At 63.3% G+C, this 12,428-nt stretch carries 10 protein-coding genes, 1 tRNA gene and 1 pseudogene; 6 read left to right on the top strand and 6 right to left on the bottom strand.

Annotation, left to right across the window (positions count from 1 at the left end; translation table 11 throughout):
* The first annotated feature begins 188 nt into the window (after positions 1-188).
* Positions 189-788: a D-Ala-D-Ala carboxypeptidase family metallohydrolase gene (locus tag ACQZ2L_RS24540; RefSeq protein WP_430328232.1), complete on the top strand. Its 600-nt coding sequence runs from the start codon at positions 189-191 to the stop codon at positions 786-788.
* On the opposite strand, the gene ACQZ2L_RS24535 is transcribed toward ACQZ2L_RS24540, so the two are convergent.
* The gene (locus ACQZ2L_RS24535; protein ID WP_430328231.1) at positions 713-1,630 is read right to left on the bottom strand and encodes a LysR family transcriptional regulator; all 918 of its coding nucleotides are present in this window, start codon (positions 1,628-1,630) and stop codon (positions 713-715) included. The genes ACQZ2L_RS24540 and ACQZ2L_RS24535 overlap by 76 nt on opposite strands.
* Positions 1,631-1,771: 141 nt before the next feature.
* On the opposite strand from ACQZ2L_RS24535, the gene ACQZ2L_RS24530 reads away from it, so the two are divergent.
* Entirely contained in the window at positions 1,772-2,389 is a 618-nt protein-coding gene (locus ACQZ2L_RS24530; protein ID WP_430328230.1) for a LysE family translocator, read from the top strand.
* 278 nt (positions 2,390-2,667) lie between these two features.
* On the opposite strand, the gene ACQZ2L_RS24525 is transcribed toward ACQZ2L_RS24530, so the two are convergent.
* Together ACQZ2L_RS24525 and ACQZ2L_RS24520 are read right to left on the bottom strand one after the other, a co-directional pair.
* A tRNA-Met gene (locus ACQZ2L_RS24525) sits at positions 2,668-2,744 on the bottom strand.
* A gap of 96 nt (positions 2,745-2,840) precedes the next feature.
* On the bottom strand, positions 2,841-3,764 hold the full coding sequence (locus ACQZ2L_RS24520) for a FecR family protein (RefSeq protein ID WP_430328233.1): 924 nt from the start codon (positions 3,762-3,764) through the stop codon (positions 2,841-2,843).
* A 190-nt stretch (positions 3,765-3,954) separates the two neighbouring features.
* Here ACQZ2L_RS24520 and ACQZ2L_RS24515 point away from each other — a divergent pair, with 190 nt between their 5' ends.
* Entirely contained in the window at positions 3,955-5,169 is a 1,215-nt protein-coding gene (locus tag ACQZ2L_RS24515; RefSeq protein ID WP_101316450.1) for an MFS transporter, read from the top strand.
* Between the two features lie 361 nt (positions 5,170-5,530).
* Complete coding sequence (locus tag ACQZ2L_RS24510; RefSeq protein ID WP_430328229.1) at positions 5,531-6,691, top strand: MFS transporter; 1,161 nt, start codon at positions 5,531-5,533, stop codon at positions 6,689-6,691.
* Between the two features lie 15 nt (positions 6,692-6,706).
* On the opposite strand, the gene ACQZ2L_RS24505 is transcribed toward ACQZ2L_RS24510, so the two are convergent.
* From ACQZ2L_RS24505 to ACQZ2L_RS24495, 3 genes are all read right to left on the bottom strand, one after another.
* Positions 6,707-9,166 (bottom strand): TonB-dependent siderophore receptor, encoded by a 2,460-nt coding sequence (locus tag ACQZ2L_RS24505; RefSeq protein WP_430328228.1) that lies wholly within the window; start codon positions 9,164-9,166, stop codon positions 6,707-6,709.
* Between the two features lie 96 nt (positions 9,167-9,262).
* Entirely contained in the window at positions 9,263-10,210 is a 948-nt protein-coding gene (locus ACQZ2L_RS24500; protein WP_430328227.1) for a FecR domain-containing protein, read from the bottom strand.
* On the bottom strand, positions 10,197-10,712 hold the full coding sequence (locus ACQZ2L_RS24495) for a sigma-70 family RNA polymerase sigma factor (protein WP_430328226.1): 516 nt from the start codon (positions 10,710-10,712) through the stop codon (positions 10,197-10,199). Before ACQZ2L_RS24495 ends, ACQZ2L_RS24500 begins: the two co-directional genes overlap by 14 nt.
* A gap of 127 nt (positions 10,713-10,839) precedes the next feature.
* Here ACQZ2L_RS24495 and ACQZ2L_RS24490 point away from each other — a divergent pair, with 127 nt between their 5' ends.
* Both ACQZ2L_RS24490 and ada read left to right on the top strand, forming a co-directional pair.
* Complete coding sequence (locus tag ACQZ2L_RS24490; RefSeq protein WP_430328225.1) at positions 10,840-11,472, top strand: DNA-3-methyladenine glycosylase family protein; 633 nt, start codon at positions 10,840-10,842, stop codon at positions 11,470-11,472.
* Positions 11,473-11,605: 133 nt separating this feature from the next.
* Positions 11,606-12,427: pseudogene (ada, locus tag ACQZ2L_RS24485) on the top strand (bifunctional DNA-binding transcriptional regulator/O6-methylguanine-DNA methyltransferase Ada); the annotation flags it as partial.
* Between the last annotated feature and the right edge of the window lies 1 nt (position 12,428).

The raw sequence follows: 12,428 nt of genomic DNA, 5'->3' as shown, positions 1-12,428 counted from the left end.
AAACCCTGTGGGAGCGGGTTTACCCGCGAACACCGGCGAAGCCGGTGCCGTACACCGCGTCGTACTTTTCGCGGGTAAACCCGCTCCCACAGGGTTAGCAGATCGGCCCCCAGCGCTCATCAGAGGTCATGAAAGACAGTTGGATTCCACAACAACTTTGCAGCGCAGTTCAACAACCCGAGGAAGCAATGAACACTACAAGGATGCTGCTCTGTGCAGCGGGCTTGAGCATCGCCAGCGCTGCCCAGGCCGACCCGCGCGATCTGTGGATGTTCGCCCAGTGGGCCGGCGACCATCAGACTCGGCCGTTTCGCGAGATGCTGGTCGAGGCGCGGCTGTATGGCGTGGTGCCGATTCATCAGTTGCTGCGCTCGGCGTCGGACTGGCGTCAGTGTCGTGCCTCGCCGTTCGCGGTGCCGCCGGCGGCGCAGTGGCCGGCAGTGCGCTCGACACTGGCGTTGCTGCAAACGCTGGCTGAGCAGGATGTTCTGCGCCAGTTCGAGGTGGTGTCGGCGTACCGCGATCCGCAGCTCAACGCCTGTGCTGGCGGAGCGTTGGGCAGTGCCCACACCCGAGCATTTGCCGTTGATGTATTGCTGCCGGCATGGGCCGACCCCAATCCGCTATGCCGCTTCTGGCAGCAGCATGGCCAGGCCTGGAACATGGGCCTGGGCCGCTATCCGTCTGGGCGCATCCACATCGACACGGCCGGTTATCGCACCTGGGGCGGTGATGGCAGCGCCGACTCGTCGTTTTGTGCCAAGCCCAGCTCAGCCAAGCAGTCCTGACAGTGCTTGTGTACCCAATCGGCAAAACGCTGCCGTTTGCAGCCGGGCATGAACGGTTGTGGGCTGAGCAGGTGATACGCCGAGCCATCTGCGACAAAACCGTAAGGCGCGTGCAGCTGGCCGCCGGCGAGTTCGTCGCTGACCATCAAGGCTGACGCCATGGCCAGGCCCAGGCCGGCGCCGGCCGCCTGGATCGACAGGTAGAAGTGCTCGTAGTCGCTGCCAGCGCGGTGCCGTGCCGCTTCGCCGCGCAACCGATGCCAGTCAGGCCAGGCCGTCGGGCGGCTGCGGCTGTGCAACAAGCGAGGGTTGTGCACGGCTTCATGGCTGCCCGCGCGACACACCGGCCCCACCCATTCATCGCAGATCTTCACGCTGTGCAGCGTGCGTTCCCAGTGAAAATCGTCACGCCGCAAGGCCAGGTCAATACCGCTGCGGGCGAAGTCCACTGCGCCGCCAGCAGCGACCAGTTGCAGCTGGATATCCGGCTGCGCTGCGTGAAAGTCCGGCAGCCGTGGGATCAGCCAGCGCATGGCGATGGTCGGCTCGCAGGACAACACCAGCACGTTGTCCTGAGCCGGTTGCTGCAAGCGCTGCACAGTGTCTTCGACCTGCTCGAAGATGGCCTGGGTAGTGCTGTGCAGGGCGCGCCCGGCCGCCGTCAGGAACAGCGCCCGGTTGCGCCGCTCGAACAACTCGACCCCCAGACTTTGCTCCAGCAAGCGTATTTGCCGGCTAACCGCCCCATGGGTGACATGCAGGCGCTCGGCCGCGCGCACGAAGCTCTCGGTCTGGGCGGCGACGTCGAAAAAACGCAGGGTGTTGAGCGGCGGCAGTTTCATTGAAATCTCGGCGCAAGTGAACGCTGGCTATCTGTGAGGAAAACTAGCGGATCTACGCGACTATAAATCGATTTTGACCTGTGGATAAGCCTTCGATAATCAGCGAACTGTGGATTTTCATCGCCTATCGAGGTTGCCTGCGTGAATGAACTGATTGCTGTCGCCGTGTTTACCGTACTTGCCGTGATCAGCCCCGGCGCTGACTTCGCCATGGTCACCCGCAGCAGTTATGCACAGGGGCGCAAGGCCGGCCTGGCCGCTGCGGTCGGCATTGCCTTGGGCGTGCAGGTGCATGTGCTGTACACGGTGCTGGGCATTGCCGTGATCATCAGTCAAAGTCCGGCGCTGTTCATGGCAATGAAGGTGCTGGGCGCGGGCTACCTGATTTATCTGGGCTACCAGTCGCTGACCAATACCAAGCGGATTCGCCTCGACGACGTCCGCCAGGGGCAGGGCAGGGGTAGCTTGAGGGCGTTACGTACAGGGTTTTTCACCAACGCCCTGAACCCCAAGACCATGCTGTTTGTGATCAGCGCCTACACCCAGGTGGTGCAGCCGGGCAGCTCGCTGGCGCGGGACTTTGCCTACGGCGCATTCATGTCCTTCGCCCATTGGCTGTGGTTCAGCCTGGTGGCGGTGTTTTTTTCCAGCGCAGCGCTGCGCCTGGCCATGATCGAGCGCCAGCGAGTGGTTGATCGCGTGATCGGTGTGGCGCTGATCGGGCTGGGTTTGACTGTGTTGGTTGCGGGTGCGCGTTGAGTTCGGTTGGCGTGCGACTGGTTCTGCTTGTCTTCAGTGGGAAAGCTGGGGGCGCTAAGCACCCCTTTCGCGACACGAGGCCGCTCCTACAGTTGACTGAGCATGTCGATGGAACGCGGTCCCTGTAGGAGCGGCCTTGTGTCGCGATGGGCTGCAAAGCAGCCCCGGCGCATTCAAGCCAAGCCCAATTTAGGGAACGCCAGAAACAAGAAAGCCCGCACTAGGCGGGCTTCTTGTTAGATCTACAGACCTCGTGAGAAATCTGTACATCTGAAGGGTGGTGGCTACACAGGGACTTGAACCCCGGACCCCAGCATTATGAATGCTATGCTCTAACCAACTGAGCTATGTAGCCAACTGGCGCGCATTATTCGCTTCAGACGGCCCTCTGTCAACACCAGAATCAAAAAAAATTTACACGGTTTCAACCGCTTAGCCTGCGACCGCAGTTTTAGCGGGCGATCAGCCACTGGCCGAACAGGCTATACAGCTGCAATTGCTGCTCGGCGGCGAGCTGATCGAGGCTGGCCTGGGCGCGGTCGAGGTTGAAATCACCGCTCACCCGGCGATAAGCGGTTTGCTCATCCATCAGCCAGATGCGCTGGCCTTGATAGCCGGCCAGGCGCTCGAGCACGCTGGCCAGGGGCTGATCCTTGACCTGCAAGTGCCCGCTGCGCCAGGCCTCGACGCGCTGCACGTCGATTTTTTGCACAGGGTCGATGCGCTGTTCGGTGAAGGTCACCCGTTCGCCGGCCGAGAGCAGGCGTTGGTCGCCGCCTTGAATGATCATGGCTTTGCCGTTGAGCACGACCAGTTCGTCATGCTGGCTGCTGCGGGCGATCATCAGGCGAGTGCCATAGACCTGAATGCGCGCCTGGCCAACTTGCACTTCCATGGCGCGGCCATCGAGCACCACTTCGAGCGAGACCTGACCTTGCACCAGCTGCAACTGGCGGGTGCGTCCGCGCAGGTCGGCGTTCATCGCGCTGGCGCTGTCCAGGTGCAGCGTTGAACCGTCTGCCAGGCGCACACTGCGGCGCTCGCCGCTGGCGGTGTGCAGTTCACTGGCCAGGCGCTGCATCAGTGGCCAGTAGAGGTAGGCGAGGGCAGCGAGGATCAACAGAAACAGCGCGGCGAGGGTTTTGCCGAGATAGCTGCGGCGGGTTTTCAACTGACGCGGGCGCGGCCTTGCTGGAGGCGGAGTGAGATGCTGCCAGTAGGCTCCCAGTTCAGCGTAGGCGCGGGCGTTGGCTGGGTCCTGCTGCCAAATGGCAAATGCCTGCCGCTGTTGCTCATCGCAGCTTGGCTGACGGAGTGTGGAAAACCACTCCAGTGCCTCGCGATCGGCGTCGGGTGTGGGCTGCTGGGCGGGCATTGGGTTCATGGATCGGTCTGCTCGCAGGTGAGGCGGAAGCGGCGATAGGGAGTAGGGCAATGTGCCATGGATGCTAATTATATTGAGAACCATTTACAAGCGCGCTTCGGACCGATGGTAAAAAAGCTAGCTATGTATCGATTTGTTTCCTGATAATCGGATCCCAAACCCGCGGACGGATGTCGAGCCCATGGCCATCAGCAGTTCTCAAACCACCTCCAGCGCAACTACGGCTTCAGGTGCCAACCCCCTGGTGATGCGCATCATCGGCTTCTGTGCGCTGGCGCACCTGATCAACGACCTGATCCAGGCCGTGCTGCCAGCGATCTACCCGATGCTCAAGGCCAATTACAACTTGAGCTTTGCCCAGATCGGCCTGATTACCCTGACCTTCCAGATCACCGCGTCGCTGTTGCAGCCGTGGGTGGGGTTTTTCACCGACAAGCGGCCGACGCCGAACCTGCTGCCGCTGGGCACGCTGTGCACGCTGGTGGGGATCGTGATGCTGGCGTTTGTTGGCAGCTTCCCGATGATTCTGGTGGCCTCGGCGCTGGTTGGCATCGGCTCTTCGGCGTTTCACCCAGAGACATCGCGGATTGCCCGGCTGGCTTCGGGCGGGCGCTTCGGCCTGGCCCAATCGACCTTTCAGGTTGGTGGTAATGCCGGCTCGGCGCTGGGCCCGCTGCTGGCAGCGGCAATCGTCATCCCGTTCGGCCAGACCCATGTCGCCTGGTTCGGCCTGGCTGGGTTGTTCTTCTTTGGCGTAACCCTGCTGCTGCGCCGCTGGTACAAGGAGCACCTCAACCAGGCCAAGGCGCGCAAGGCGGTAGAAGCAACCCACGGCTTGTCGCGCCAGCGCGTGATCGGCGCATTGGTGGTGCTGGGCTTGCTGGTGTTCTCGAAGTACTTCTACATGGCCAGCTTCACCAGCTACTTCACCTTCTACCTGATCGAGAAATTCGACGTTTCGGTGGCCAGCTCGCAGTTGCACCTGTTCCTGTTCCTTGGCGCAGTGGCGGCGGGGACGTTCTTTGGCGGGCCGATTGGCGACCGCTTCGGGCGCAAGGCGGTGATCTGGTTCTCGATTCTCGGCGTGGCACCGTTCACCCTGGCGCTGCCGTATGCCGATCAATTCTGGACCACCATCCTCAGCGTGGTGATCGGCTTTATCCTCGCTTCGGCATTCTCGGCCATCGTCGTTTACGCCCAGGAGCTTGTGCCGGGTAATGTCGGCATGATCGCCGGGATCTTCTTTGGCCTGATGTTCGGCTTTGGCGGGATCGGTGCGGCGCTGCTGGGCTACGTGGCTGACCTGCGCGGCATCGAGTACGTGTATGCGCTTTGCTCGTACCTGCCATTGTTTGGTTTGCTGGCGATATTGCTGCCGTCTACCGGCAAGCGTTGAGTGCGCGTGGGGCTGCAGCGCGGCCCCACGCAGATTGACGCGCGCGGCAGCCTTGGCCTAGAGTGCTGTTTCCTCTTTACCTGCGTAGTCGATGCAATGCGCCGTAGTCAGCGTCTCCTCCAAGCCCTTCAGCCTGCAGCTCAGGCCTGTCGGCGTGCCTGGCCGAGCGACACGGTGCTCAAGCGGCGGCGCAGCGTGCTGTTTGCCTTCACCTTCTCGCCACACCTTGCCCTGAACTGATTCGTGCCGCTGCGACCAGCGCCCTTGCGTCTGGCCGCGGGCGCCTGTGTGCAGTCATTTTTCAGGGTTATCAGCCGACACGGCCGCGGGTGCCGCCGTGCCGGCATGCAAGGAGTGGGTAATGAACATGCGTTTGCTGGCGGGCCTTCTGTTCGCCGTATCGGTCGTGGGTTTCAGCCTTGGGGCGAGCCTGCCGCTGGTGTCGTTGCGGCTGCAGGACAGTGGTGCCAATACCCTGCAGATCGGCATCATGGCGGCGATCCCGGCGGCGGGGATGATGCTCTCGGCGTTTCTGGTCGATGCCTGCTGCCGCTACCTGACCCGACGCACCATCTATTTACTCTGCTTCAGTCTGTGCGCTGTTTCTATCGGTCTGTTGGAGTGGGCGTTCTCATCGATCTGGCTGCTGGCCCTGCTGCGGCTGGGGCTTGGCCTGGGCATGGGCATCGCCATCATTCTGGGTGAGTCGTGGGTCAACGAGCTGTGCCCGGAGCACAACCGCGGCAAGATCATGGCCCTGTACGCCACCAGTTTTACCGGCTTTCAGGTGCTTGGCCCGGCGATGCTGGCGCTGGTCGGCGCGCACAGCCCGTGGATCACCGGGGTGGTCACGGCCTGCTATGGCCTGGCCCTGCTGTGCATCGGATTGACCGTACCCAACGACCATGTCGAACACGCGGAAGAAGACGACAAGAGCTTTACCCTTGCTGGTTTCTTCCGGGTTGCGCCGGCGCTGTGTGTGGCGGTGCTGTTTTTCTCGTTCTTCGATGCGGTGGTGCTGTCGTTACTGCCGGTGTACGCCACCAGCCATGGCTTTGCCGTGGCCGTGGCAGCGCTGATGGTGACTGTGGTGTTTGCCGGCGACATGCTGTTCCAGCTGCCGCTGGGCTGGTTGGCGGATCGGGTCGAGCGCACCGGTTTGCACTTGGTGTGCGGGGTGGTAGCGATGCTGATCGGCATTGGCCTGCCGTGGTTGCTGCAGATGAGCTGGCTGCTGTGGCCGATGCTGGTGCTGCTGGGCGCGGTGGCTGGCGGCATCTACACCTTGGCGCTGGTGCTGATCGGCCAGCGCTTCAGGGGTCGCGACCTGGTCACGGCAAATGCCAGCGTCGGCCTGCTATGGGGTGTCGGCAGCCTGATCGGGCCGCTGCTCAGCGGCGCCGCGATGGGCGCCGCGCCGCATGGTCTGCCGATGGCGCTGGCACTGATGGCCGGGCTGTTCGTGTGCTTTGCCCGGCAGTCGTATCGCCGCGCCGGCAAGCTCAAGACGGTCGCCGAGTAAGCGCTCGGCGTAGCCTCAGAAGCTGCCGCGCAGGGTCACCGAGACGTTGCGCGGATCACCCCAGTAATAGCCGGTTGGGGTCGGCGCGACCTGGCGGTAGTACTTCTTGTCGAAGATGTTGTTGGCGTTGAGCTGCAGCGAGTACTGCTGGTTGAAGCGGTAGTTGACCATGCCGTTGTACACCGCATAACCCGCCTGCGACGCTTCGGCGGTGCCGTTGCGATTGTAGATATCGCTCTGTGCCTGCACGCCACCGCCAATGGTCCACGCCTCCAGCTCGCCGGGCAGGCGGTAGCTGGTGAACAGGCGCAACATGCGCTTGGGGTCGGTGGTGCGGATCGGGTTGCCGGTGCTGTTGGTGGTGTCCTTCAGGTACTCGGTGGTGTTGTAGGTGTAGCCACCGCCGACGTTCCAGCCCGGTAGCACCTCGCCGGAAATCTCCAGCTCGAAGCCCTGGCTGCGGTTCTTGCCGGCCGCTACTTTGCAGTAGCCGCTGGTGTAGTTGGGCAGGCACGGGTTGGGCCCGCTGATGTCGTCCAGCGCGTTGCCGACCTGATAGATGCGGAAGAACGCCAGCGAAGTGTTCAAGCGCCCTTCGTAGAACTCACCCTTGATCCCGGTCTCGTAGGCTTCACCGGTGGTCGGCTCGAGCACCGCGCCGCTGACGCCGGTGGCGGTCTGCGGGTTGAAGATCTCGGTATAGCTGGCGTAGGTGCTGAAGTTGTCGTTGATGTCATAGATCAGCGCGGCATACGGCACGATCTTGTTGTCGACGGCAAACTTGCCGTTGGATTTGACGTTGTTTTCCTGCTCGTAGTCGTACCAGTTGTTGCGCGCACCGATGATCGCCGTGAGCGGCTCGGCCAGGGAAATGCGCCAGGTGGCATAAGCCGCCTGCTGGGTGGTACGGGTGCGCACCGGGTGCGCGAAGATGGTGATATCCGGCTCGGGCAGGCTGGTCTTCGGGTCCCAGTCGCGCAGATCGAACTGCCCGGAGGCGACGTTGTTGGTGGCCGAAGCGTAGGAGTCGTTGCGGATGCGTTCGACACCGAGCATCAGTTCATGGGTGCGACCGAGCAGATCGAACGGGCCGTTGAGGGTGGCGCTGAGGTTGTTCTGGATGCTCTCGCCGCCGTCCCCTTCGGTGACCTGATAATTCATCAGGTAGGGGTTGCTGGTGCCAGTGGGCCGGCTGAAGAAGGTCTGCTTGAAGCCGTGGTCGTCGAGCTCGAAATGCGTGCGCTGGGCCATCAGCTTGAGCTTCCAGTCGTTGTCGAAGCGGTGCTCCAGCTCGGCGAAAGTCTGCAGGTTGCTGCGGTCCCAGCGGTTCCAGTCCGAGCCCAGGTAGGTGCTGCGGCCAAACGGCAGGGGCTTGCCGTCGAAGTCGGCGGGGAGGTTGCCCCAGGCGCCGGTGGCGTCGAGCTTGGTCCATTCCAGGCCGGTGGTCAGGGTGGTGCTGTCGCTGAGGTCGAAGGCGAGTACGCCGTACAGCACCTCTTTGCGCTCCGTGCGTATGTCCTGGGAGAAGTCCTTGTCATCGTGCACGGCAATCATCCGCCCGCGTACATTGCCGGTTTCGGTCAGTGGGCCGGATACATCGGCTACATAGCGCTGCGCATCCCAGCTGCCCAGGGTCACGCTGCCTTCACCCTGAAACTCGGCGGTTGGGCGCTTGCGCACCAGGTTGACCGTGCCGGAAGGGTTACCGGCGCCGCGCAGCATGCCGGTGGCGCCGCGCAGGATCTCGGCGCGGTCGATGATCGCCGAGTCGCTCTGGATGAACGAACCGCCGCCGCTGCCCTGCACTACGGTGGCGCCGTCGTACTGAATGGCGTCGATCGCGTAACCGCGAGAGTAGTACTGCACGCGCTCGCTGTCGGTCATGTTCACCACCACGCCTGGGGTCTGCTCGAGCAGGTTGGTCAGGTTGGTGATGTTCTGGTCGTCGATCCGTTGGCGAGTGACCACGGTGACCGATTGCGGCGTGCGGCGGATGCTCTGGGCGGTTTTGCCAATGGTCACCGCGCCGGTGGTGTACGAGCCGGAATGCTCGGTGGTCTCACCCAGGCGGTCGCTGGAGATACTGGTCGCGCCCAGCTCCAGCGCCCCGCCGGCGTCGACTGCCGGGATCAGCAAGAAGCTGCTGGCGCTCTCCTGCTGGACCTGCACGTCGCTGCCCTGCAGCATGATCGACAAGGCCTGGGCGCTGTCATACCGGCCCTGCACGCCTCGGGTGGTCTTGCCTTGCAGGCTGTTGGCGTCGAACGACAGGCTCAGGCCGCCTTGACGGGCCAGCTGGTCCAGGGCACTGGCCAGCGGGCCGGCGGCGATGTTCCAGTCGCGCTGCTGGTTCTGGCTGGCGGGTGCGGCCAGGACCTGCGCGGGCAGGGCGGCGGCGCTCAGGCCGAGGCCTAGCAGGGCGGCCTGCACGGCACGGCGCAGGCGATCGGGGCGGTGGGGACGGCGGTGAATCATGCAGCGCTCCTGAAGATGTTCAAGTCCACTTTTCGGGCTTTGTTCCTTCAGGCCGAGCGAGAATGAGATTCCACCTCATTTATTTTCAGGCTTTTTTCAGGTCGCGCCGATGCTGACCCAATAGCGTGTGCGGTAGTCGATACGCAGCGGCAGGGTACGCGCCAGCAGCTGCAGAATCTGTTCTGTATCGGCCAGCTGATAGGTACCAGAGACCTTCAGCTGAGCGACCTCATCGGCGCAGCGCAACAGCCCTGGGCGGTATCGCGACAACTCACTGATGAACTCGCCCAAGGGCATCTGCTGCACGCTGAGCACACCGTCGGTCCAGGCCCAGGGGTCGCCATGCAGCTGCGCCGGCGAGGCGACGCCCGACATCGACAATTGCAGCACCTGTCCCGCCTGCACCTGCTTGCTCTGCGAGGCGACGTTGACCACTCCACGGCGAACGGCCAGCAGCAGGCCGTCGTCGTTCTCGCGTATCAGCAGCTGGCCACTCTGCGTGCTCAACTGGCCAATACGGGTGTTGATGATGAAGGGCCGGTTATCGTCGCCATTGCTGTCCAGGGTCAGCTCGCCACGCAGCAGGCTCAACTGGCGTTGCTCGCTGCTATAACGCAGGTCGATGGCGCTGGCGGTGTTGAGCTGGATTGAGCTGCCGTCGCTGCCTTGCACGTGGCGTTGCTCACCGGTGCCAGTACTGCTGTCGGCGAGCAGCGCCTGCAGGCCGAGGGGTTCGCGTGCCGCCCAGCCGAGGCTGCCGCCAACCGCCAGCACGGCCATCAGCTTGAGCTGATCGCGACGACTGATGCGCTGCCGGCGGCTGCCGTCGAGGGTGCGCCGGCTCAGATCACTGGGCAGGCCGGCCAGCTCTTCGCTCAGCTCGCTGATCCGTTGCCAGGCCAGTGCATTGTGCGGATGGCTGGTCAGCCATTGCTGGAACTGGCGCTGGGTGCGTGCACTTGGCTCGTCGAAGCGCAGCTTGACCAGCCAGTCGATGGCCTGATCGACCTGGGCCTGTGCCGGCGTGCGCTCAGAGGTCGGCATAGCGCAACCGATAGCAAACGCCAAGTGCCTTGGCCAGGTCGCGTTCGATGGTAGCGCGGGAAACCTCCAGGCGCAGGGCAATCTGGGTGATGCTCAGGCCATCCAGCTGTGCCAGCAAAAACGCCTGGCGCACCCGCGGCTTGAGTTGCTGCAGGGCACGATCCAGCCGTTCGAGGGTATCGAGAATGATCAGCCGGTATTCTTCGCTGGGCGCTTCGCCCTCGGGCAGGCAGGCCAAGCTGTCCTGATAGGCACGCTCCAGCGCACGTCGGCGAAACTGGTCGATCATCAGGCCACGGGCGATGCTGCTCAGATACGCCCGGGGTTCTTTCAGCGGGGCTACCTGGCGTGCGCGCAACAGACGCACGAAGGTGTCCTGGGCCAGGTCAGCGGCGTTTTCCATGCAGCCGACTCTAGTCCGCAGCCAGCCACGCAGCCAGGCGTGATGGGTTTGATAGAGCAGATCGACCTCGGACGGCTTGAGCGTGTCGTTCATCTGCATCGGATCAATGGCCCTGAACTGGAGTTATATGCGTTTGTTAATGGTTCTCAATTCTATGGGTGAACTAGGGTTCAGGTAAAGGCCTGGGCTAAGATGAGCGATCACGCTCAACGCAGGTTTTTTGCCAATGATTGTGTCCGACCTCAGCGCGGCAGGGCTGCAGCAGGCCAGCGTTCATCTGGCCGGCATTGATGCTGACTGGGCGCGGCATGTTGCGGCAATAGGGCCTTGCCTGCATCGTGCTACGCCCGGGCGCGAGCCTTATGAGGCGCTGGTGCGGGCGATTGCCCACCAGCAGTTGCACGCGCGCGCGGCCGAGGCGATCTTGCAGCGGATGCTCGCGTTGTACCCGCAGGTGGCGTTTCCCAGCCCCGAGCAGGTGCTGGCAACCACTCCGTTGGCACTGCGCGGGTGTGGTTTTTCGGCGAACAAGCTGGCCACAGTGCAGGGCATCGCCCAGGCTCGCCTCGACGGCCTGGTGCCAAGCCGGGCCGAGGCGCTGGGTATGGCTGATGACGAGTTGATCGAACGGCTGGTGACGTTGCGTGGGGTAGGGCGCTGGACGGTGGAGATGCTGCTGATTTACTGCCTGGAGCGCTCGGATATCCTGCCGGTCGATGACTTTGGCGTGCGCGAGGGTTATCGGCGTATCAAGGGCCTGGACAAGGCGCCGACGCCTGGACAGATGCGCGCGCTGGGGCTGCCCTTGAGCCCTTATCGGACGGCAGCGGCGTGGTATCTGTGGCGTGCGGTGGGTTGATCAAGCCTGGCTGTGGCAGTTGAATTCACGAACAAGCGCAAGAATCGGAGTGAACACTGGCAGCTGCTCTGCCACGCTTTGCCCATTCCAGCCAGGAGACTGCACCATGCAGCCTGTCGACACTATCAGCGCCCGGCGAACTGCATTGATCGCGCGCGCCTGCCGCCTGATCGAAACCAGCGAGGCGCTGCCGAGCCTCGATCAACTGGCAGTCGAGCTCGCAGTCAGCCGGTTTCATCTGCATCGCCTGTTCAAGGCCGAGACCGGCCTGACCCCCAAGGCCTATGCCTCGGCGTTTCGCGCTCAGCGCCTGCGCGAGCGCTTGCAGGGTGAGGCGGCGACAGTCACCGAAGCGCTGTTCGATGCCGGCTACAACTCCAACAGCCGCTTCTACGAAGGCGCCGGTCAGCGCCTTGGCATGTTGCCCAAGCAGTACCGCGCGCGCGGTGCTGGCGCGACTATTCACTTCGCCATTGGTCAGTGTGCGCTGGGGGCGATTCTGGTGGCGCAGAGTGCGCGTGGGGTCTGCGCGATATTTCTCGGCGATGACCCGGCGCAGTTGCTCAACGACCTGCAGGATCAGTTCGCCAATGCCGAACTGATCGGTGCCGATAGCCGCTTCGAGCAACTGATCGCGCAGGTGGTGGGCTTTGTCGAGCAACCCGCGCTGGGCCTGAATCTGCCGCTGGATGTGCAAGGCACGGCATTTCAGGAGCGGGTCTGGCAAGCCTTGCGTGAGGTGCCGGCAGGCCTGCGCGTCAGTTATACCGACATCGCCGAACGCATCGGCGCACCCAAGGCAGTGCGGGCGGTGGCACTGGCCTGTGCAGCCAATCGCATCGCCGTGGCCATTCCTTGCCATCGAGTGGTTCGCCGGGACGGTGATCTCAGCGGCTACCGCTGGGGCGTAGAGCGCAAGCGGCAGCTGCTGGAGCGAGAAACGGCACTTCCCTAAG

The organism is Pseudomonas shirazensis, assembly GCF_050496565.1.
GTDB lineage: Bacteria > Pseudomonadota > Gammaproteobacteria > Pseudomonadales > Pseudomonadaceae > Aquipseudomonas > Aquipseudomonas shirazensis_A.
This window is presented reverse-complemented; position numbering and strand designations above follow the sequence as displayed.

Bases quoted from the DNA above. Each gene is read 5' to 3' on its own strand.
- ACQZ2L_RS24540 (WP_430328232.1), top strand. From the start codon at position 189: ATGAACACTACAAGGATGCTGCTCTGTGCAGCGGGCTTGAGCATCGCC.
- ACQZ2L_RS24535 (WP_430328231.1), bottom strand. From the start codon at position 1,630: ATGAAACTGCCGCCGCTCAACACCCTGCGTTTTTTCGACGTCGCCGCC.
- ACQZ2L_RS24520 (WP_430328233.1), bottom strand. From the start codon at position 3,764: ATGCCCGCCCAGCAGCCCACACCCGACGCCGATCGCGAGGCACTGGAG.
- ACQZ2L_RS24515 (WP_101316450.1), top strand. From the start codon at position 3,955: ATGGCCATCAGCAGTTCTCAAACCACCTCCAGCGCAACTACGGCTTCA.
- ACQZ2L_RS24510 (WP_430328229.1), top strand. From the start codon at position 5,531: ATGAACATGCGTTTGCTGGCGGGCCTTCTGTTCGCCGTATCGGTCGTG.
- ACQZ2L_RS24505 (WP_430328228.1), bottom strand. From the start codon at position 9,166: ATGATTCACCGCCGTCCCCACCGCCCCGATCGCCTGCGCCGTGCCGTG.
- ACQZ2L_RS24500 (WP_430328227.1), bottom strand. From the start codon at position 10,210: ATGCCGACCTCTGAGCGCACGCCGGCACAGGCCCAGGTCGATCAGGCC.
- ACQZ2L_RS24495 (WP_430328226.1), bottom strand. From the start codon at position 10,712: ATGCAGATGAACGACACGCTCAAGCCGTCCGAGGTCGATCTGCTCTAT.
- ACQZ2L_RS24490 (WP_430328225.1), top strand. From the start codon at position 10,840: ATGATTGTGTCCGACCTCAGCGCGGCAGGGCTGCAGCAGGCCAGCGTT.